Consider the following 22349-nt stretch of genomic DNA (forward strand, 5'->3'; position numbering starts at 1 on the left):
TGATCATCGCCCGCCTGCTCGATCAGGTGCGCACCGGTGAAGTCCCCGCCAGCAGCATGGACGCCGAAACCCTGACCGCGCTTCAGAACGCGATTCAGGAACTGGCCGCCGATCTCGCCGCCCTAGGCGTGCGCGTCAGCGACCTGGAAGAAAACGCGGTCAGCCGCGACGACTTCACCCGTCTGGAAAACCGCGTCGAGGAACTGGTTGCTGGCAACGGCACCGCCCCCGCCGGTGACGCCGAAGCTGTGGCCAACATCCAGGCCCAGATCGACGACCTGACGGCCCGCGCCGACGACTACGACACCCTGCGTGCCGATGTCGACGACAACGCCAGCAGCATCGCCGCCCTGAACGACCTGACCGTGCTGCTGAACCAGGACATCCTGAACCTTCAGGACCGCACCAGCGCTATCGAAGCGGCCCAGGCTGATCTGGTCCAGAAAGCCGACTTCGACACCCTGTCGGGCCGTGTGGGCACCGTCGAGGGCCGCGTCACCAAGGTGGAAACCTCGGTGGGCGACCTGACCAACCGTGTGACGCAGCTTGAGAAGTATGCCTTCAGCCTGCGCCCCAGCCTGAGCGCCACCTACTATGTGGCCCGTGGCACGCGCGATATGGACTTTGACCGCCTGATCCCCGGCACCGTGTTCAGCACTGGTGACGACGGCGACAGCGCCACCGCCGATACCGCTGTGGACTACGTGGACATGGCCGGCGATACGACGCAGGTGGCTGCGCCCGCCGCCAGGCCCGCAATCCCTGTGGCACCTGCTCCTCTGGGTGCGACCCCGACGCCCGCTGAGACTGCGGCCTACAATGCTGCGCTCGCCCAATACAATGCCGCTGTCGCCGCTTACCCTGGCCTGCTGCAAGCAGCTAAGAACGCCGACGCCCAGGGCTTCTACGGCTTCAGCACCGCACTCCCCACCACGGTGAACAAGGAAGGCAAGACCACCCTGTCCTTCGGCATCACCTTCGACAACGCGGGCAAGATCGACACCGCGACCAGCGCCACCACGGGTAAGTTCACCCCGAGCGCCGGTAAGCTGAACGTCAACAAGGTCGACGTGACCTTTGGTGTGCGTGCCGGGCTGCCCACTGCCGATTCCCGTTACCCCGATGTGACCCAAGACGACGTGACCTACCGTCCCCTGTTCTTCTTCTTCAAGCAGGGTACGGCGGCCTTCACCGTGGGCAACGCTCCTGTAACCGTGACCTTCGGCAAGGCGCTGAAGTTCAAGTTCAGCGATTACCTGTTCGACAACGACAAGACCGGACGCGGCGACGGCTACGTCGTCAAGGTGGACGGCAGCAACGTTCCCGTGATCGGCGCTTACAAGCCTGTGATCCAAGTGGTCTACGGCAGCCGTGGCGGTGCCGACGCGGTAAACCTGTACACCTCCGCGCTGGAAGACACTGACAACAACCCCGCCACCGATCCTATCAACGTCAACCGTGCTTCGGGCCTGTCCGACGGTGCATACAAGTACTACCGTGGTATCCGCGCGGAAATCACGCCTATCGGCACCCTGAAAGCTGGCATCAACTACGCTCAGGAAGGTCTGGACGACACCGGTCGTAAGATCGCCACCAACAATGCTGTTAACGGCGCAGTGACCAACGTTCCATCGGTTCAGCCCGGTACCGTTGTCGTGACCAGTAACGTCACCGCCTTCGGCGCGGACTTGCACGGCGCGGTTGCTGGCTGGCAGATTGACAGCGAGTACGCCCAGAGCAACGTGACCACCACCAGCTACGCACAGGGTACGGGCGTCGCCACCAACTCGTCCGCTACTCAGCGCGCGTTCTACGGCAAGGTTGCCGGCACCCTGGGACCCGTCAAGGTCTACAACGCCAACTACCGCAACATCACCGCTGGCTATGGTGCAACTGCTGGGATCATGGAAGCCAAGCCTGCCGATGGCGACAACGGCAGCACCGCGCCCTACTACCAAGACCAGACTGGCTTCGGCATCAAGGTCGGCGGCGCACTCGGCCCCGTGGCCGTGGGTGCGTACTACGACCGCGAAACCAACAACGCCAACGCTGCAAACAGCCTGATCACCGATCTGGGTGTGGCAGCCAAGGCCAATCTGTTCAATCTGGTGACGGTGCGCGGCGGTTACTACCAGTTCAACAAGGCTGCCAACGCCGACATTGTCAACAGTGTGAACGCGGTGAGAGGCAATGGCACCCGTTACACCGTGCGTGCTGACGTCACCCCCGGCTTCGGCCTGGCCGTCGGTGCCTACTACAACTACGTCTCCATCGGTGGTGCGCGTGCCCAGAGCGACGCCCAGCTCTTCCGCAACAGCAAGTACAGCAGCTACTTCGGTCTGGCGAACAACGAGTTCCTGGATTCCAGCGGCTGCGGTGCCGATCACCCCGGTATCTCTTCCTCTGACACCGACGGTGTGGGCGGCGCGCTGAGCTTCTCGCTGGCCAACTTCACCGACAAGACCTGCTACACCGAGTACGGTGCGGAACTGACCCACAACGGCAAGGATGCCAACGCGCTGGTCAAGGACCTGACCTTCCGGGTGGGCTACGCTTCCCGTTACCGCGCCTTCACTAACACCTTCAGCAACGGCTTCACCTACGGCGACGTGCTGTACGGTAAGAAGATCGGGATCGCTCAGGTGGACCTCAAGGCGGCCTTCGGCATCGACCGCTACACCGACAACGAGCGCAACCGCAACGATCTGGCGCCCAACACCAACAGTGTGGCCAACAGCAATGCGGCGGCCATCGGCGTCAAGGTCGTCACCGATCCTCTGAACGTGATCTTCAAGCCCAGCTTCGAGGGTCAGGTCGGGTACTACACCCGCAGCCACGATTACGGCAACTTCCAGAATCCTGGCAACGCCGTTCCCAACAACATCAACCAGGATTACACCTCCAATGCCATCAAGTACTCGGCGGGCGTCAAGCTCAACGAGTTCCTGCTGCCCAACACCAAGCTGGCCGTGTACTACGCTGGCTACCAGGGCACCAACCGCGCCTACACCCCCTTCGTGACCGATACGGCAGGCAAGTACTCCGACGTCAACACCGGCGGCGCACGTGTCAGCCAGGACCTGTTGTACGTGGAAGGCAACTACTACGATCTGTCCTTCGGCTACGGCGTGGGCAACCTGCGTCTGCGCGGCGGCAATGCCACCACGGCTCCTGCCGATGCACGCGGCCAGGTCTTCAAGATCAGCTACAAGGTCAACTTCTAAGCCCCATCCGGTTGACCGCGTAACTCCACCCTTCGTCCTGTTTCCTAAAGGCCCCCGCCCAGTGCGGGGGTTTTTCATTGTCCTGTTTTGCTGTTGTCCCTGTCTTTCTCTGTCGGCGCGCGCGCCCCCGCCGCAGCCGCTAAACTCCCTGCATGCTTCCCGTGTTCGGACACCTCAATCCAGATACCGACGCCATCGCCTCCGCGCTGGTATACGCCCACCTGCTGTCTCGGCAGGGCATAGACGCTCAGGCTTACCGTCTGGGCGACCTGAATTTCGAGACCCCATTCGTGCTGGAGCGCGCTGGAGTCGAAGCTCCCCCTCTGCTCCCAATGCTGGACGCTGGTACGTCGGTGGCACTGGTAGACCACAACGAGCGCGCCCAATCCGCGCCCAATCTGGCGGACCTTCAGGTGACGCATGTGGTCGATCACCACAAGCTGGGGGACCTGACCACCATGCAGCCCGCCTTTCTGCGTTTTGAACCCGTCGGCTGCACGGCCACGCTGCTGCTCAAGCTGCACCGTGAGGCCCGCCTGAAAGTGGAACAGGCCGACGCCTGGCTGATGCTCAGCGCCATTCTCAGCGATACCCTGCATTTCCGTAGCCCCACCACCACCCCGGATGACCGCGAGGCGGTGGCATTCCTGGCCCCGATTGCCGGACTGCGCGACGTGACGGCCTACGCACTGGAGATGTTTGCCGCCAAGAGCGATCTGGGCGACACGCCCGCCGCCGAGCTGCTGAAGATGGATTACAAGGTCTTTCCCTTCGGCGATCCGGCGAGGCCGCAAAGCTGGGGCCTGGGCGTGATCGAGACCACCAACCCCGGCTATGTATTTGGGCGGCAGGTGGAGTTGCTGGACGCCATGCGGGCCGCGAAGGCTGCCGACGGTCTGGACGGCGTGCTGCTGGGTGTGGTGGATATTCTGAACGAGACCAATCGGTTGCTGGTGGCAGGTGAGGCCGAGGCGGCAGTGGTGCAGCAGGTTTTCGGTGCGCTCACGCTGGACGATGTGGCCGATCTGGGAGGGCGCATCAGCCGCAAGAAACAGATCGTGCCCGCACTGGAAAAGCATTTCGAGACGCACTCCTGAATCCCGATGAACACTTGAACTGGCTGTTTGCCCGCCAGCGCTTCGGCGTGCATCCGGGGCTGGGGCGGGTACAGGAGCTGCTGGCCCGCGTGGGCAACCCGCAACATGCCTTTCAGACCGTGCTGGTAGGGGGCACCAATGGCAAGGGCAGCACGGCGGCGGTGTTGGCATCCATTCTGAAGGCGGACGGGCGGCGCACGGGCCTTTTTACCAGTCCTCACCTGACCCATTTTGCCGAGCGTTTTCAGGTGGACGGCCAGGACTTGCCCACAGAGACCGTTGGTGCGGGGCTGGACCGCCTGCGCCCCCACGCCGAAAATACGGGCGCGACGTTCTTTGAGATCGTCACGGCGCTGGGTGCGCTGCTGTTTGCGGAGGCTGGCGTCGAGGTGGCTGTGATGGAAGTGGGTCTGGGCGGACGTCTGGATTCCACCAATGCTCTGGACCCCGTGCTGAGTGTGATCACCAACGTGGCGCTGGACCACACCGAGATCCTGGGAAATACGCTGGAAGCGATTGCCGCCGAGAAGGCCGGAATCTTACGCCCAGGCCGTCCTGCCGTGACGGGTGTAGCGGCGGACCTTCTGCCCCTGTTACGGGCCACCGGGGCGGACCTGTGGGCGCTGGGGCAGGAATTGCGGGTTCAGACCCGTTCGCTGGGCTGGCAGGGCGCAGAGGTGGGCCTGAAGCTGCCGGAGGCCGCCCTGGAATTCCAGACCCCGCTGCTGGGCGCACACGGAGCACGGAATGCGGCGCTGGCGGCGGCGGCGGCGTGGCGGCTGGGTGTGGACGAGACGGCGATCCAGGCGGGTGTGGCGGCAGCACGCTGGCCCGGACGCCTTGAAGTGTTGCCCTGGTGTGGCGGGCGCGTCCTTCTGGACGGCGCGCACAATCCCGACGGCGCGCGGGCGCTGGCCGCCACGCTGCTCGAACTGGGTGTTCCCCCGCTGCCCGTCATCTTCGGTGCGGCGGGCGACAAGGATGTGGGCGGCGTGGTGGAGGCCCTGCGCCCACACATCTCGCACGCGGTTCTGACGCGGGCCACCCTCAGCCCGCGCGCGGCTACAGCGGCGGACCTTGCCCCGCTGTTCGCAGGGTTGCCCGTCATCCTGACCGATTCGCCAGACGAAGCACTGGCTGGCCTGAACGCTCTGAAGGCCCCGTTGTCGCTGGCCTGCGGCAGCCTGTACCTGATCGGTGAACTGCGCCCGCTGTTGCTGGGCACGGCGGGCGAGGACCGGGAGCGCTGGCAGTAGCCCTGATAGAAAACGCTTACTCGCCGGTTTCCGCGCGGTAGGCCGCCTGCACCTTCGCCAGCCCCGGTGCGAGGGCCAGGGCGCGCAGTAGCGGCCCGCTGATTTTCAGCTTTCCGGCGGTCATGGCCGCCACCGCATTCAGGTCGCCGTGCCAGAAAGCGTGCGCCGTCTCGCCACTCATGGCGAAGGTCAGGTCACTCTCTGCGTCGCGGGCGGCCTGCCCCCGGCTCAGCACGGCGGTCTGTCCGTCCCTGCCGTCCACCCGCAACCACGCGTCTGGGTCATGGATGGCAAAGGTCAGGGCCAGCCGCCCCTGTGTGGGGCCGGGATCGGCGGCCTTCAGGAAGACCCTCATCAGCAGGTCTTCGAGTTCTTCACCGGTCTGAAAGGGCAGGGAGCTCACGCTCTCCAGCCCAGCCCAGATGCCGCCTCATAACCGTATGATTTATGGCAATTGCTCGTGTAGCACAGTCTTGAGCTGACTTTCACAGGGCGGCCCCGCGTACATACTCTGCCGTCTATCGGGCGTTACATAAGCAGGCAAGATCAATTCAAGGAGGTACAAAGAATGAATCAGCAATTACAGCAGACCATCCAGGCCCTTTCGGGCGGCGTAGCAGGTGTGGACGCCCAGACGGCAGTCAGCAACGTGACGAGCTGGCACGGCACGTTGGACGGCGTTCCCGGAGCGGAAAGCGTCACCAGCATGCTGGCACAGCTCAAGAGCGCACTGGAAGGCGGCGACCTCGCCGGCGCAGCCGCAATGCTGCCCGACCTGGGCAGCGAAACCAGCAAGCTGGCCTCCGCCGCACCCGCAGAGGATCAGGAAGGTCTGCGTCAACTCGGCTCCGCTCTGGGCGGCAAGTAAGCCAGAGCAGGACTCATCTCATCAGAAGGGGGGCCGTTGCTGGCTCCCCTTTTTGTTTTTTTCCTGCCTGCGGGTGGGGATTTTTTTTGGTCCAAGAACGCCCCTGCCCCGTATGCTGACCCCGATGCCCCATCTCTCGTTTACTGTGGAACCGCTGTCGGAGATCGTTCCCGCCGTGCGTGCGGCGCTGGAGGGTGGGCAAGAGGTCACCCTCGAAATTCCCGATCCCGACGCGGGGCTGGGCCTTTACGCGGGCGAGCTATACACGGGCGTGGCTGGCCCCGCTGGGCGGCACCGGCCCTGGAGTGCCTGGGCCGATCTGGCTGACGCGCTGGGCGCGCACCTGCTGACGCCGCAGCCGTTCGGGCCGGGCCGCGCCCGCTTCGGCCTGCGCCGTTACGCTGCCGCGCCTGCCCCCGATGCAGGCGGCTACGGCGTGGGTGGCGACTGGGCGCGGGTGGACAAGCTGGAAGATCCGGTGCTTCTTCTGACGCTGGTAGAGGCGCTGCGCCGAATTAATCCCCCGGCGGGGGGGCGCGTGCTGGCACTGGGCGTGAACAGCGGGCGCGAGCTGGACGCGCTGGCGCTGGCCTTTCCTGAACGGCTCAGCCCGGATCGACACCTTCTGGATCAACACTTCCCGGATCGACACTTTGAAATCGTGGGTCTGGACACCGATGCCTCGGCGCTGGATGTAGCGCGCGGCAGATTTCCGCGTGCCGAATTTCTGGAACTGGACGTGGCTGAATTGCCAGTTCCTGCGCTGGGCCGCTTCGATCTGATTCTGGCCCTCAGCCTGCTCCAGAGTCCGGGGGTGCGGCGTGACGTGCTGCTCAAAGCGCTATGCAGGCACCATCTGACCGAAATCGGCGGACTGGTGCTGGGCTTTCCAAACGCCCGTTACCGTGACGGACTGCTCAGCTACGGCGCACGCATGAAGAATTTTGCGCGCCCGGACCTGAGCCTGCTGTGCGCCGACGTGACCGACACCCGCCGCGATCTGCAAAAACGTGGCTTTCAGGTGTTCGTGACTGGCAAATATGAGGTCTTGCTGACCGCGCTTCCAGTTGAACGTCGTATAGGACGTGAATTGAGTTTGTAGCCCTTCATACGAAGCTGGAGGGCAACCCACACATTAAAAAGCTATCCCCCTGGGTCCCCCCGGCGGGGGTATTTTCTGATCTTCCCAGCTAAACATGAATTCTGATGTTGTGAAGAATCCTGTCTGGAATGGGTTCCAGCGCTATATTTATAATCTCATATTTCTCATTTTAGATATCAATGATCAGGGCGTCTGCAAATTCCAGTCAGCAATGTAAGTAATGCGTAAGAGCAAGATTTTTAACCTCAGTGCAGGAAAAAAAGTTTCACTGACACTTCACACACGCCTTCATCTCAAGTTCATTTTTACAGGAGACCCCCATGAAACGCCATGCGCCCACCCTGCTCGTCACGCTGCTGCTCTGCGGCGCAGTCAGTGCGTTTGCCCAGGGAGGTGGCCCCATCAGCCTGAAGTTGAGCATGCTGGCGGTCAAGTCCATCAAGATCGACGGCAAGCCCAGCGAGCAACTGCTGCCCAATCCTGGCAGTGTCAACCCCGGCGACGTGATCAGTCAGGTGGTCAGCGTGCAGAACACCACGGCCAAAACCGTCCGTGATCTGCCCGTGCAACTGCCTGTGCCCAAGAACACCGTGTATCTGGCTCCCGAAAAGAGCCTGGAAGGCACAAAAACCCTGTACTCCATCGATGGGGGCAAGACCTTTGCCGCCGCGCCACTGAAAAAGACCATCACCGTGACCGAGAACGGCAAGTCCGTGCAAAAGGAGGTGGAGGTGGAGCCACGCGAGTACAACGCCGTGCGCTGGATCGTGGCCGAACTGGCCCCCGGCAAAACGCTGGAGCTTGGCTACCGCATTCAGGTCCAGTAAGCCCCACTCCGTTCAAGGTCCAGCCCAGATTTGACCCCACCCCAGCACAACGCCTAGGCCGACAAAGGCTTAAGCACAAAGGAGATTTACCGTGAAAGTGAACCCCAAGTTTCTGATCATGATGGCCGCCCTGGTGGGCGGAAGCGCCCTGGCTGTTCCTGCGGCCACCGTTGTCCGTACTGATAACGCCACCAACGCCGGGACCATCATTAAGAACACTGCTGAAGCGACCTACACTGACCCCACCACCAACGCCCCGCTGGCCACCCCTGTGAAGTCCAACGAAGTGATTACCACGGTGTCGGCCAAGCAGGGCTTCAACATCACCTACACCGACGGCACTGATTTGGCAACCACTGGCACTGTTGCTGGCGCTAACCCCAGTACCGATTACACGAAGGCTGGTGTTCTTCCTGGTACATGGGTGGCTTTTCAGTACGTGGCCGTCAACAACGGGAACGACAAAACGACGATTACCCTGGACAGCGAGGTCACTGGCCTGGCGGCAGCGGACATCAAGTACTACGACGGCTCGGCCACGGTTGATCCTGTCACGGGCGTGGTGACTGGAACAGAACTGCCCAAGTCTGGTGGCAGCTACCAGATTCAGAACCTGATGCCCAGCGGCGACGATCCTTCCACCACGCCCGCCGTTGAAACCAACAGTGGCCTCAAGACCTTCACGATGGTCTACCAAGTTCCCACCACGACTGCTGCGACGACAGCCGTTGGAGCCTCGCCCAAAGGCACGGCGCAGGTCTGGGACTCTGCCACCAAAACCAATGTCTCGGCCACTGAGCAGAAAACCGCGACTGGTGTTACCTATGATGATCTGTTCTGGCAGTACAACAGCGTCACGACCATCACGCCCATTCTGACCGTCACGCCCAAGCCCACTATTCCCGTCGCTCCCGTTGTTACGCCGCCCACCGGTACGAACTACCCGGCTGATCCCACTAACCCGGTGTCACCCCCCAATACCACGGGCGACGGTACGGACCCCACAACTTCCGGCTACATCGATACCACCAACCCAGCCACATCGATTGCAGTTAGCGGTGACAACCAGACCGCCTACCCCGTAGCAGATATCGATGCCACAGCCGATTCGGTCACCTTCACCAATACCGTGACCAACGGCACCAGTAAAGATGACACGGTAACGGTGACCATCGTTCCCAACGTTGTTGGTGGAGGCGCGGTCCAGACCATCACCAAGGTCAGCGCCACCGTGTACACCATTTCGCAGCTCAACACGGACGGCACCACCACCACGGCAACGGTGACGCTCAGCACGGCCACCCCCACGGCCCCCGCCAATGGCTCGGTCAATTACACCGTCACGGTGACCTATCCCGACGCCGACAACGGTGACGCTCACTCCATCGTGGTGAAGATCGGTGTGGATTCGGGCAACGATTCTGACACCACGCCCAATGCCTTCTCCACCGATACCGTCGTGCCAGCCTCGGTTCAGTTTGGCGATGCCACACTTACTGCCACTGGTGATCCTGTTAGTACCTTCTCAAACCCCACCCCGCAGCAGATCAAGCTCCCCGGCGAGACCGCCAGTTTCCCCATGGACGTGACGAATACCGGCGAGTACGGCGACACCTACTACCTGAGCGGCTACGTGGTGATCCCGCTGGCGGACGGCACTAAGAAGCTCGTTCCCGTTGCCTACACCGGAACCGATGTCAAGGACAGTGGCACGACCCGCTCAGTCCCCTTTGATGTGGACGGCGACGGTACGATTGCTGCGGGCGAAGCCGTCACGATTCCTGTATACATCACTAAGACGGTTGCTCCTAACACGGAAATCAAGGTTAGCGCCGACGTGGTGCTGCCTGCCAACGCAGGGTTCTCAGCGGGTTACTCGGCGGCTGACCTGCCCGTGCAGCAGCAGATCAAAGCCAACTACGGTCAGGGAACGGCCACGGACACCAACGACACGATCCGTATCAATCTGGCGGGGACTGGCGTCAACGTCGCCAAGTTCAGGTACGTGGCGGGTACGGTGGTAGCCACAGAGACCAAGAACACCATTGCCAACCCGGCTGATTACACGGCTGCTGATACTGCCCAGTACCCCAACGGAGAGGTCAAATACAAGATCATCGCCAAGAACAATTACAACATCGCCATCATCAAATTCGTTCTCTCGGACACCGTGCCTACCAACACGACCTTTGTTAGCGTGCTAGGAAGCACCAACGCGACCGGCAAGACCGTGATCTACAGCACCGATAACGGCGCGACTTGGACGGCAACTGCCCCCACCACTGGAACAACCTTCCTCGTGGCGCTTGACGCTACAACGGGCGGAGACCTGCTGCCTGACGCCCTGCCCGCCGCTGCCACCGTGATCATGGACTTTGTGGTCACCGTCAAATAATCCTCCTCCCCGCGCGCCCTGCCTTCTGTGTGGGGCGCGCTTTTTCATAACGTAGCGACGATCAAGGCCCGCCGCTTACCACCAACAACAGAAACTCTTTTGCCCTGCCCCCAGTTTTATCTCCACGCACATTTTCGTGCGCCGTGCCCACCCCACCCCAATCCCTTCTAGGAGAAGCCCCATGACCCGCTCCCAATTTATCCTTCCCGCGCTGCTGGCGGGCCTGCTGGCCCCCGGCTTCGCTGGCGCGCAGACCTTGACGCCCGCTGGGACCGTGATCACCAACCAGGCGCAGGCCGAATTCCTGTCACCCACCACGGGCCAGCCGACGGTTTCTAAATCCAACGTCGTGCAGACCACCGTGTCTGCCCTCTGTGCCCTGAGCGTGACCCCCGACGGCACCGTGGCCCAGCCCGGCCAGAGCGCCGCGTTGTTGCCCGGCGAGCAGGCGACGTTCGTGTACAAGGTGGTCAACGCGGGCAACGCCACGTCTACCTTTGGCGTGTCTGCCCGCACCGAGGCAGGCGGCACTTCCGCCCCTGGCCTGAAACTGGTGCGTGACCTGAACGGCAACGGCAAAGCCGACGCGAACGAGCCGGAGATCAGCAGCGTGACGCTGGACGCCGACAGGAGTGCAGACGTACTGCTGCTAGTGGACGCGGTTACTGCCGGGGACGCCTTCGTGAATCTAGTGGCCGGGTGCGCGGGCGGCCAGAGCGACAGCAACAACGTCAGCGTGGTCCGCATCAGCCCGCCCCCCGAACTCGCCGTGAGCAAGAGCTTTGCGCCTGCGCTGCTGCGCCCCGGCTCGGAGACTACCGTGACGGTCAAGACCACCAACGGCGGCAAGGGCCAGAGCCGCGAGGTGATCCTGACCGATGACCTGACCGAGCAGCTCGCGCAAGGGCTGAGCTTTGTGGCAGGCAGCGCCATTGCCAGCACTGGAACGCTGGAATACACCGCCGACGGCAGTGTCTGGACCGCCACGCCCGCAGCGGTGGTGCGCGGCGTGCGCGTGCGCGTGCCCAGTCTGGCCCCCGGCGCAGACGTGACCCTGACCTTCCGCATGCGCGCCGATGCCAGCGCCGAGAACAAGATCATCCCCAACACCGCCACCGCCCTGACGGGCAAGAATACGGTCAGCGACACGGCGAAAGTGGACGTACGCTACCTGCCCGCCGTCGCCATCGGCCCGGAAGGCAACCCCGAAGCCCCCGAAGGCAGCGCCGCAGACCGCCAGAGCAGGGTGCTGGCCGTGGTGGGCCAGCCGGTCTGCTTTGACCACACCGCCAAGAACACGGGCGACGTGAAAGACACGTTTACCCTGAGCGTGGCCTATCCCACGGGCGGGGCCACTGCCATTTTCCTGGGCCAGGACGGTCAGCCCCTCGCGCAGCCGCTCCCCCTGGACGCGGGCCAGAGCGTGTTCGTGCGCGTGTGCTACACCTCCGCGCAGCCGGGACCGCTGGACGCCCTGATCACCATCAGGGGGGACCGGGGAACGAGCAACGCCACGGCGGACGCGGTGGACAGCGTGGAAGCGGGCCTGCCCGAACTGGTCAAGTCCTACGTGGCCACCGCAAAAGACGGCCAGACGATGGTGACCCTGCCCGCAGGCGCGACGGTGGCGGCAGGGGACACCATCACTTACAAGCTCAGCGTCCGCAACCCCTACAGCCGCCCGCTGACCGGTGTGGTGGTGAGCGACAAGTTGACCGCTCATCTGGATTTCGTGAGCGCGTCAGACGGCGGAATCGGCACTGGAACGCCCGGCACCCAGACCGTCGGGTGGGCGCTGGGGACGCTGGCCCCCAACGAGACGCGCGTGCTGACCGTGGTCACGTCCGTCAGCGCCCGCGCAGTGGACGGCGAGGCTCTTAAAAATATCTTCCAGTTTGTTAGCACCCAGACCCCGGACTCGCTGAACAGCAACGAGGTCATGACCCCGGTGTGGACCGCCAAGCTGGCCGTCCTCAAGGATGTGAACGCCCCCGAGGTGACCGTGGGGGACCGCCTGACCTACACCCTGACCGTCACCAACAAATCGGCCACCACGTCCATCGTGGACGCGCAGATCAACGACACGCCCGCCAAGGGCCTGAGCTACATCCCCGGCAGCAGCAAGCTGGACGGCCAGCCGATTGCCGATCCGCAGATCACGGGCGGCGTGCTGACCTGGGCCGTGGCCGAACTGAAAGCCGGGGTGCCGATCACGCTGACCTACGACACGCGCGTGACCCCGGACGCCCTGGGCGAACTGGTCAACACTGTGACCGTCAGTGGCATCGGGGCCGGGGGCGTGGCCCGCGCGATTGCCAGCAACCGGGCGGTGGCCACGGTCAAGCTCAAGCTGCTGAACTTTGCGCCGCTGTCGGACATCCTGGGACTGGTGTACGTGGACCGCAACCGCGACGGGCGCTATCAGGAAGGACTGGATACCCCGCTGCCGCGCGCCCGCGTGCTGCTGGCCGGGGGCCGCCAGACCCTGACCGACGTGGGAGGCCGCTACAGCTTTCCCAATGTCGCCAATGGCACGCAGGCGCTGCGTCTGGACCCGCTGACCACCCCGTACCCGCCGCTGCATGTGCCGCGTGACGGCGGCCTGAGCGGCACCCAGACGGTGTTCGTGAACGGCCTGACCGGGGTGGACTTTCCGCTGGCTCCGCTGGGCGGCGAGATTCTGGCGCTGCGCCGCACCACCCTGATGGCAGGTGACGTGACGCTGGAAAAAGCCGTCTACGCCGTGGACGGCGGCTACGTGGTCACGCTGAAACTGATCACGCCGCGCGCCCTGGAAGGGGTGGACCTCACTGATCCGCTGCCCGCCGGGGCCACTTTGAAAGAAGGCCGCAATAGCGTGACCGGTAACCTGCCCGCAGGTGAAACGAACCTCACCTACCGCTTTGCCTGGACCGGCGAGCCGCGCGCGGCCACCACCGATCCCACGCTGAGCTGGAGGGAATGAAACCGTGAAGCGCAACCCACATCATCTGCACCGCATCGCCCTGACCCTCTCTGCCCTGCTGGCAATGGGGTCGGGCGCGAATGCCATGGAAACCGGCACTGAGATCAAGACCAGCCTCCCCCTGACCAGCGTGGGCGACGCCCTGGCGTGGACGGTGGGCGACCAGAACCTGACGCTGGACGTGCCGGTGGGCGGCGTGGTGCGCCTGGAACTGTACAGCCCCCGCCTGGACCAGTCGGATTACCGCAGTGACGGTTATTACGGCGACGAGCAGTACGACGGCAACGCCTCGCAGGTCTCCACCACCTTCAGTGTGCTGGACGCGGGCGGCAAGGTTGTCGTGACGCGCACCTTTAGCCCCGGCAAACACGGCTGGGAGACGCTGCTGGATCAGAACCTGCCCACAGGCAAGTACACCCTGCGCGCCGTCACGCAGGGCAACGGCAAGAACACCTTCGCCATCCGTCTGGCCGGGGTCAGCGCCGCTGTCAGCGCAGACCGCCTGACCGTCAACGTGCATTCGCAGAACTGGGTGCCGGCCATCAACGTGACCACCGACGGCGGCGCATACGCCCTGAAGATGTATGACGGAGACGGCCCCGACGAGCTGGAAGCCCGCGTGATCGACGCGGCCACTGGCTACGCCACGCCGCTGCCGATCAGCCGCAACCTGGGCGAGGTGGAATTGCCCCTGCCACAGCGTGCCGGGAAATACGTGATCGAACTGCGCCAGCCCACAGGCGCAAAGCAGTACAGCAACGCAGTGGGCTTCAGCCTGATGCGCGCGGGCGTGCCGACGCCGATCACGGTCAGTGTGGTGGACCAGACCGGTCTGTTGCGCGTGACCGCCGAGTTGATTCTGCCCGGCGGTTCTCAGCCCACTGTTGCAGATGTGCAGGTGGGGGACCAGACCCTGACCGTCGATGGCCGCAGCGAGACGCGCGTGGCCGCCGGAAGCTATCCGGTCAGCGTGGGGGCAGTCGCGGGCGCGCAGGTCAGCGTGACCCCCAGTGTCACCGTGCCGCGCGGCGGTGTGGCCGAGGCCAGGGTGGAAGTGCGCCCGCAGGTGGCCCTGAGCCTGGAGAGCGACAAATCCGAGGTCTGCGTGGGCGACACCGTGACCCTGACCGCCCGCGCAACCACCGCTTTTGCTGGAGAACTGCCGCTCGACCTGAAGCTGGATACGGCGGGCCTGACGGTGGACGGCCTGAGCAACCTGACTGGAACTTTCAGCGCCGACAAACCCGGCGAACTGCGCGTGACGGGCGCGGCCACCCGCCCCGGCCCGCTGACCTTCAGCGCCACGCTGGCCCCCTGGAACCAGAGCCAGAGTGTGGGTCTGAACGTGCGGCCCGACTCCACCCCGCTGCAACTGAGCCGCGCCGCGCTGACCGACACCCCCATGGGTGGGGAAGCCACGGTCACGCTGACCCTCAGGAACACGGGCGAAGTCACCGTGCCCTACACCCTGACCGACCTGCCCGGCGCAGGGCTGGAAGCGCTGGACCCCACCACCTTCAGCGGCGAACTGGCGGGCGGTGAAACAGAAACCCTGAGCTACCGCGTGCGCGTGACTGCGGCGGGAACGGCCAGCCTGAACGCCACGCTGGACACCCCCGCCTGCCCCCGTCCGCAGACTGTGGCGGGTCAGTTGGTTGCAGTGCAGCCCGTCCCCGCACCCGCCCCACTGGTCACGCCGCCCCCGCCCCGGCCCACTCCTGCCGTCTCGCGCACAAGCGTTGTCAGTCTGCCCTTTGACGCTCCCGCTCAGGCCCGTGAGGTGGTCATCGCGCACGCCATTGCCGAGGGCGCGTCGTTCGTTGCGGGCAGCAGCCGTCTGGACGGGCAACCGATTGCCGATCCTCGCCGGGGGGCCAGTGGCACGCTGTACTGGACGCTGCCCGGTTCGCAGAACAACACCGTCCTGCGCGGCAGCATCACCTACACCCTGGCCCACACGGGCGCGCTGCCTGAACTGCCCGCCCCTGCGCTGCTGGCCCGCTACGGCGGCGAGCGCAGCGAGGTGTTGCAGGGCCGGATAGACGCCGGAGACCTGGCCGCCGCTGCCGCCCTGAGCGCCCCCGAACAGCTCAGCGAGAACGCCGGGGCCGTCAAACTGCCGCTGGCGGGCAGCGACGTGCGAATCCGTGACCGCATCAGCGTGGTGGTGGAATTGCCGATAGGTACGCAGAGCGACCTGAGCGTGAACGGCACGGTGATCGGCGCAGACCGCATCGGCCAGACCACCGAGGACGGCCCGCGCGGCGTGACCCGCCTGACCTACGTGGGCGTGCCGCTGAACATTGGCCCCAACGTCCTGACCTTCGCCGGGCAGAGTGTGACGATCAACCGCGTGGGACCGACCGCAAAGATAGAAGTCCTACCCGAGAGCCTGATCGCCGACGGCAGCACCCCGCTGCGGCTGAAGGTGCGGGCACTGGACGCCTTTGGCCGCCTGTCCTCGCAGTCTTCGGTGACGCTGCGTTCCAACCTGGAACCGCGCACCCCCGACGCCAACACCACCGAGGCCGACTTCCAGTTGCGCCTGACGGATGGGGAGGGCGTGCTGGAACTGCAACCCCAGGCGTCGCCCACCACCCTGAAACTGGACCTCCTGCAAGGCGCGAATATTACCCGTCAGACCTTCGCCGTCACCCCCGGCGGGGGCCGCGTGGGCGTGGGCATGGTCAGTGCCACGCTGGGCCTGGACGGCAATCTGAACCTGAGTGAAGACCTGAAGGTACAGGCCCGCGCCAGCTACGAGGGACCGCTGGCCGGGGGCAAGATTTATATCGCCGCCGACAAGGACGGCCTGCCCACCGAGCGCGACACCCTCAAGCGTTACAGCCTGTTCGGCGACAGCAGTGTGGAGAGCGTGCCGCTTCAGGGCAGTGACCCGGTGGCCGTGGAATATGACCATCCCGCCTTTCACGCACAGTACCGCCGCGCCGCCCTGCCCATCGACGTGTTGCCCGTGGGCGAGCAGTTCACGGCCCTCAGCGCCAACACCAAGGGCAATCCCCTGGTCTCTGGCTTCGTGGCCCTGGTCCCTGAGGCCCGTGTCGCGGACGAACGCGTCCTTCCTGAAGGCACCCGCATCCTGCGATTGAAGAACGGCGACATCAGCCTCGGCAGCGAGACGCTGGAAGTCGTGACACTGGAGCAGACCACGGGCAAGGAGCTGGGCCGCGTCCGGCTGCTGCCCAACGTGGATTACCAGTTGGACCGCACCACTGGCATCGTCACCCTGACCCGCGCGCTGGACCGGGTGGACGCTGCACTCAACGACGTGGCGGTGCTGGCCTCGTACCGCCTGGAGAACGAGAACTCGCAGCGCAAACTGGCCTACGGCGTGCAGGCCGGATACGCTGGGCAGAACTACAGCGTGGGCGTGGCCGCCGTCAGCCTGGACAGCACCGTGACCTTCGGCGCCCGCGCCCGCTATGCCAACGGCGACACCCGCGCCGATGGCCTGCTGGCCTACTCCGGCGGAATGCAGGCCAGTCTGGACGCCAACACCAAACTGGGTGGCAGCGGCCTCGGCGGGGGCAATCTCGGCTTCAAGGTGCGCTATCAGAGTGCGGGCTACGCTGGACTGGCCGCCTTCGCGCCGGGCCTGACGGTGAATGGCAGTTACGACGCTAAAGTGACCAGCAACGTCCGCGTGCTGGTGGACGGGGAATATCACCGCACGCCCACCGCCACCGAAGACACCACAGGTGGCAGCGTTTCGGCCCGCGCCGATGTCGCCCTGTCGCCCTTCAGCGTCGGCGGCGGCCTGAAAGTCGGTTTCGGCGACAGCGCGGGCCTCAGCGGCATCGCCAGCGCCGGATACCACCGCGCCCCGCTGGACGTGGACGTGGTCCATACCCAGCCGCTGAGCAGTTCAGGTGTGGGCGGCGTTCAGAAGGCGGAAACCAACATCGGCGTGCGCTACCGCATCGGCAAGGTCACGCTGGGCATCACTGACAAAGTGACCTGGGGCGTGGGCCAGACGGCGGCCCTGACACTGGACAGCACGCTGGGCCGCACCAACTACGCCGTGGCCTACGATCTGCCCACAGTAGGCGGTCAGGGCAACCGCGCCCGCTTCGGCGTGACCACCACGCTGCCCCTGAACGCCCGCACAGGTCTGGGCCTGCGCGGCAGTGCCGTGTACGACATTGCCAGCAGCAAGACCGAGCTGGGCGGGGGCACGGACCTGAACTACAAGTCCGAGACCGTCAGCGCCACCGCCGGAACCGATCTGGTCCTGAACGACAAGGGCTTCGGCGTGGTCATTCGCGCGGGCGTCGCCGGTCAACTCACGCCGCACCTGACCCTCAGCGCCGACAGTCTCGCCGAGTTCGGCGCGGGCAGGGGCGGTCTGCGCGCCGCCGTGGGCTACGCCTACCGCAACAGCGCCTTCAACAGCCTGGGCACCCTGCGCTACGTGAACGGCAGTCTGGCGGGCAACAAACCCGAACTGAGCGGCAATCTCAGCGCCGAGTACCGCCAGCCGGTCTGGGCGGTGCGCGGCGGCGTGGACACCCGCACCCTGCTGAACGATCCGGGCAGCTTCACCGCGCAGGCCGCACTCGGCGGCACGGCGTACATCGGCGAGCGCTTCGGCGTGGGCGCATGGGGGCGTGTCTTGACCCAGCCCAGCACCGGCACCACGCAAACGGGCTACGGCTTGGAGGCCAGCGTGCGCGCGCTGCCCGGCACCTGGCTGACCGCTGGCTACAATCTGGCGGGCTTTGAAGGCATTGGCAATCAATACACGAAGAAAGGGGCATATGTGCGGCTGGATTTGACTCTGGATGAAACGGTTGGGGGCGGGAAGTGAAAATCAAGACATTATTGCGGCTGGGCCAGGGTATCCTTGGGCTGGTTGCTCTGGGACTGGGCAGCGGTGCCGGAGCCAGTAATTTCGACCTCCGATTTATCAATCCGGGGAATTGTCCTGCCGCGACGAACGGTGCAAACGCTGCCGTCGGGAGTAGTTGCCGCTACCTGAATGTCGTGGCGGACTCTTCAGGAAATGCCCTGCCTGTCTCGTCGATCTATCAGCGTGACGTGATCATCAAGCTGGAAAAGCTAGTGGGTGGAGCCATCGTCAAGGGTACGGCCACCAATTCCAATGCCTGGGACAACGATAGTTTGCGGCTGAACGGTGCGACTACGGGACCAACCTATCCACAGTTCTTCACGCCTACGGTCACAGCCCCTAACACAGCCAATACCACGTCTTGGGCCGAATTCAGCTTCCAATTCGTCGCGCCGGATGGCAGTAGCTCAGCGACGTTGCCTCTACCTGGCGCGTTTTACATGACCAGTTTTGATACCGATACCAACGGTGCCGCGCTTCGTGAGTTCATTGAGTATCTTGGCGCTTCGGGAAGCGGCTTAGCCAGTCCTACAAGTGATAAGGCCGGGGCAGCGGTGGATGGCGGAACTAATTATGAGGCCATAGGCACTGGTACTGGCAGCGGCATCGCGGATGATCCACTCTATAAGGCTAGTGCCCAATTTTCCACTCCTGGCCTGGTCAAATTTGTCGTGGGTGTGCGGCAAGGGGCTACAAGCTGCAACGCCAATAATAACGCGACCAACGGCTCCTGTGAACGCCTGAGCGCTTACAGCTTTCAAATCGCCGACTCGGTTTTTCTTAGCCCAAACGTGGATGGTTACAAGTCCGTCAAGCTTACTGATGCTGATGGCAACAACGTAGTGTCGGCTGGCGACACCCTTACATACACCGTTACCTATATCAACACTGGGAATGCAGCAGTCAGCAACTTTCAGATCACGGACGCTCTGCCCACTGGGCTGACGGCGACGGCAGGTGCACAGACGGTTACAGGCGCAACCAAGAACGGCGCTTATACGGGGACTGGAGCCAATACTGGCCTGCTGGCAACGGGCCAGACTCTGGCGGTCAACGGCAGCATCACCGTCACCATTCCTGTCACGGTGGGAACAGTTGCTGCCGACAACACCGTACTGAGCAACCAGACCACAACGAGCGGGAACTACACCAACGCTCTGGGTGGTTCTGTGACCTTGCCCAGTGTCAGTTCGGACAACGTGGACAACACGAACGTCTTTCCCTCCAGCGTGACGGCGGCAACTGGTTTTACGGCAGTTCCTGGCAGCAGCATTGCTCAGACCCAGGCAAGCAGCATTGATTCCACAAAGGTGACGGTTCGGCTAACCCGTGCCATCTCCGGCCAAATCTACGAGGACTACAACTACGGCGGTGGCGCGGGCCGTGCTTACCTGGCGGCTTCAGGCATGAGCCTGCGCCCCAGCGTGCGGGTGGAGCTATATAGCAATGCGGGGGCTTACATCACCTCGGCACTCACCAACGCCAGCGGCGCTTATACCTTCGCGGGTCAGTTGCCCGGCACATACAAGGTGCGGGTGGTCAACAGCTTCGTGACCAGCAGCCGTACAGGTGGATGTGCCGTGGCAGTCAACGTTTCTACTCCGCCCGCAAGCTGCACCCAGCTTCCCGTCCAGACCTACATCAACGGCGCAAGCCAGGTGGGCGGCGCGAACCTCACGGGTACCGATCCGGCGCTCAGCACGGGCACATTGCCTGCGGGCGCACAGTCGGTGGCGAGCGTCACCGTGGACAGCTCCGACGTGGCGAATGTCGATTTCGGCTTCAACTTTGATACCATCGTCAACACCAATGACACGGGCCAGGGCAGCCTGCGCCAGTTCGTGACCAACAGCAATGCTTTGCTTGGCAACAGCAGTCTCGTGCAGGTGGGCCAGACCCCAGGCAGAGAAACCTCGATCTTCATGGTGCCGACAGCGGCACTGACGGGCGGCGTGGCGATTATCAACCTTGCGTCCATACTTGACGTTACCGACAGTGATACCAGCATCGACGCCACCACCCAGACGGCCAACACCACCACCAGCACGGGCGATACCAATACAGGCGCGCTCGGTACGGGCGGCTTGGTAGGGGTGGACAATTTGCCTCTGGGTCAGGTCAACAGGCCGGAAGTAGAGATCACTCTGGCGTCGGGTTCGCTTCAGGTGTCGGCGGCCAACTTCACTCTGCGGGGGGTGGCGCTTCATGGCAGCAACGAGCTGGTCTTGGGAACGGGAACCAATGCTGCTGACAACGCTCTGATCGAGAAGAATGTCTTTGGCACCACGGCCAAGGCGTTTGCGCTGCCCGCCAGTTTGCCCTCGGCCCAGTACGGAATCAATGTTGTCAACGGTTCAGGGACGATCCAGAATAACCTGATCGGCTACTCGGCTGTCTCGGGGATCAATTATCTAGGTGGGGGCGTTGGCCTGATCATTCAGAACAATGAATTTCAACAAAGCGGTTATGTGTCGGCTGGTGGCGACGCGATTACCCTGACAGGCAGCACTACTGCTGGCTTTGCTAAACCTGTAACGATCACTGGCAATCTGATCGCCAGTAGCAATTCCAGCGGCATCCAATTTGAGATCGGCAGCGTAGCCAACAATACAGTTGCCAACAACACCATTACGGCCAACGGTAGGGGTGGAGCCGCCACGCGGTTGGAAGGCTCTGGTATTCACTATCTGGCCCGTAATGCCACGGTCAACAGCACCAATAGCGACACCATCACCAAGAACGTGATCTACAACAATCTGAATTCCGGTGTCGTTGTCAACTTCGGCCAGAAAAACGTGGCCATCAGCCAGAACTCGTTCTACATGAACGGTTTGACTTCAATTGACTTCACTGCCTCGGATGGATATGTGAACGGAAATGCTAACTACGGCCAGGGCAATGGCGTCACGCCCAATGATGGTGCCACGGTGGCCCGTGAGGGTAATACGGGGCAGGACTATCCGGTATTCACGGTCATCACGCTTGGCGGCGGCATTCTGGACGTCACGGGCTATGTTGGGAACGGAACCTCCACCAGCTTCGATAGCAAGAGCGCAGTGATCGAAATCTACAAAGCCGATGACGATGGCAATCAGAACGGCGCGGTCCTTGTCGGTGACGGCAAATCCGTGCCTCACGGCGAGGGTAAAACTTACCTGGGCACTCTCACGGTGACGCTAGGAGCCAAGGGAGCATTCAGCGGTACGTTACCTGCCGGGGCGTTCACGGCCAACGATAGCCTCACTGCAACAGCCACCATTGTGGGCAACACGTCCGAATTCAGCCCCAACATCAAACAGGCCCCCAGGATTACCCTGCTCAAGCTGGGGCGCAATTCCACTCAAAACACAACTTTTGTCGATCAGAACGGAACGGTTGGTGCCAAACCTGGTGACACCGTGGAGTACTGCATCGCCTATAGCAATGCGGGCAGTGACGCCCTGAATTTCAAGCTCACTGACAATGTGCCTGTCGGAATGAATGCCTTGACTGACGGTTATGTTGTCAGCAAGGGTGTCCGCTGGGCCGACGGAACAGTCATTGCAGCGGGTGCGACCGCTGCCCCCACAGGCAGTGACCTGACCAGTACGGATACTGATTCCGACAAGGGCAGCCTGACCTCTACTGGCGGCTTGGGTAAAGGCATCATGACCCTGGACCTCGGTGCGATTGGACTGGCGGCTGGCGGCAAGGGCACCGTCTGCTTCCGCGCCAAAGTCCCCTGACCTAACCTCATCTTCCTTCC

General features: G+C 63.4%; 11 protein-coding genes (1 of these 11 only partly in view). 10 read left to right on the forward strand and 1 reads right to left on the reverse strand.

Going from position 1 to position 22349, the window contains the following annotated elements; translation table 11 throughout:
• From DAAJ005_RS02535 to DAAJ005_RS02545, 3 genes are all read left to right on the forward strand, one after another.
• Positions 1–3224 carry the 3' portion of an S-layer homology domain-containing protein gene (locus DAAJ005_RS02535; protein ID WP_151845751.1) on the forward strand. Its footprint begins 226 nt before the window's first position, so 3224 of the gene's 3450 nt are visible here — the last part of the coding sequence; its start codon lies beyond the left edge, outside the window; the stop codon is at positions 3222–3224.
• A 152-nt stretch (positions 3225–3376) separates the two neighbouring features.
• Positions 3377–4321: a manganese-dependent inorganic pyrophosphatase gene (locus tag DAAJ005_RS02540; protein WP_151845752.1), complete on the forward strand. Its 945-nt coding sequence runs from the start codon at positions 3377–3379 to the stop codon at positions 4319–4321.
• Positions 4322–4335: 14 nt separating this feature from the next.
• Complete coding sequence (locus DAAJ005_RS02545; protein ID WP_151845753.1) at positions 4336–5577, forward strand: folylpolyglutamate synthase/dihydrofolate synthase family protein; 1242 nt, start codon at positions 4336–4338, stop codon at positions 5575–5577.
• 16 nt (positions 5578–5593) lie between these two features.
• On the opposite strand, the gene DAAJ005_RS02550 is transcribed toward DAAJ005_RS02545, so the two are convergent.
• Positions 5594–5980 carry an SCP2 sterol-binding domain-containing protein gene (locus DAAJ005_RS02550; protein WP_151845754.1) on the reverse strand — a complete coding sequence of 129 codons (387 nt, stop codon included), beginning with the start codon at positions 5978–5980 and terminating at the stop codon, positions 5594–5596.
• Between the two features lie 165 nt (positions 5981–6145).
• Here DAAJ005_RS02550 and DAAJ005_RS02555 point away from each other — a divergent pair, with 165 nt between their 5' ends.
• The 7 genes from DAAJ005_RS02555 to DAAJ005_RS02585 all read left to right on the forward strand — a co-directional run bounded on the left by DAAJ005_RS02555 (position 6146) and on the right by DAAJ005_RS02585 (position 22329).
• Positions 6146–6445 (forward strand): hypothetical protein, encoded by a 300-nt coding sequence (locus tag DAAJ005_RS02555; protein WP_151845755.1) that lies wholly within the window; start codon positions 6146–6148, stop codon positions 6443–6445.
• A 124-nt stretch (positions 6446–6569) separates the two neighbouring features.
• Positions 6570–7547, forward strand: coding sequence for a class I SAM-dependent methyltransferase (locus DAAJ005_RS02560; protein WP_151845756.1), 978 nt, complete (start codon positions 6570–6572; stop codon positions 7545–7547).
• Positions 7548–7867: 320 nt separating this feature from the next.
• Positions 7868–8374, forward strand: coding sequence for a hypothetical protein (locus DAAJ005_RS02565; RefSeq protein WP_151845757.1), 507 nt, complete (start codon positions 7868–7870; stop codon positions 8372–8374).
• Positions 8375–8465: 91 nt separating this feature from the next.
• Positions 8466–10769, forward strand: a complete 2304-nt coding sequence (locus DAAJ005_RS02570; RefSeq protein ID WP_151845758.1) for a hypothetical protein — start codon at positions 8466–8468, stop codon at positions 10767–10769.
• Between the two features lie 181 nt (positions 10770–10950).
• Positions 10951–13734, forward strand: coding sequence for an isopeptide-forming domain-containing fimbrial protein (locus DAAJ005_RS02575; RefSeq protein WP_151845759.1), 2784 nt, complete (start codon positions 10951–10953; stop codon positions 13732–13734).
• 4 nt (positions 13735–13738) lie between these two features.
• Positions 13739–18562, forward strand: a complete 4824-nt coding sequence (locus DAAJ005_RS02580) for a DUF11 domain-containing protein (RefSeq protein WP_226342532.1) — start codon at positions 13739–13741, stop codon at positions 18560–18562.
• Complete coding sequence (locus DAAJ005_RS02585; RefSeq protein WP_151845760.1) at positions 18559–22329, forward strand: right-handed parallel beta-helix repeat-containing protein; 3771 nt, start codon at positions 18559–18561, stop codon at positions 22327–22329. Before DAAJ005_RS02580 ends, DAAJ005_RS02585 begins: the two co-directional genes overlap by 4 nt.
• Positions 22330–22349 lie beyond the last annotated feature (20 nt).

The sequence above is a fragment of the Deinococcus sp. AJ005 genome, assembly GCF_009017495.1.
Taxonomy (GTDB): Bacteria; Deinococcota; Deinococci; order Deinococcales; family Deinococcaceae; genus Deinococcus.

Excerpts from the sequence above, each read along its gene's own strand:
- DAAJ005_RS02575 (WP_151845759.1), top strand. The coding sequence starts at position 10,951 with ATGACCCGCTCCCAATTTATCCTTCCCGCGCTGCTGGCGGGCCTGCTG.
- DAAJ005_RS02560 (WP_151845756.1), top strand. The coding sequence starts at position 6,570 with ATGCCCCATCTCTCGTTTACTGTGGAACCGCTGTCGGAGATCGTTCCC.
- DAAJ005_RS02565 (WP_151845757.1), top strand. The coding sequence starts at position 7,868 with ATGAAACGCCATGCGCCCACCCTGCTCGTCACGCTGCTGCTCTGCGGC.
- DAAJ005_RS02540 (WP_151845752.1), top strand. The coding sequence starts at position 3,377 with ATGCTTCCCGTGTTCGGACACCTCAATCCAGATACCGACGCCATCGCC.
- DAAJ005_RS02555 (WP_151845755.1), top strand. The coding sequence starts at position 6,146 with ATGAATCAGCAATTACAGCAGACCATCCAGGCCCTTTCGGGCGGCGTA.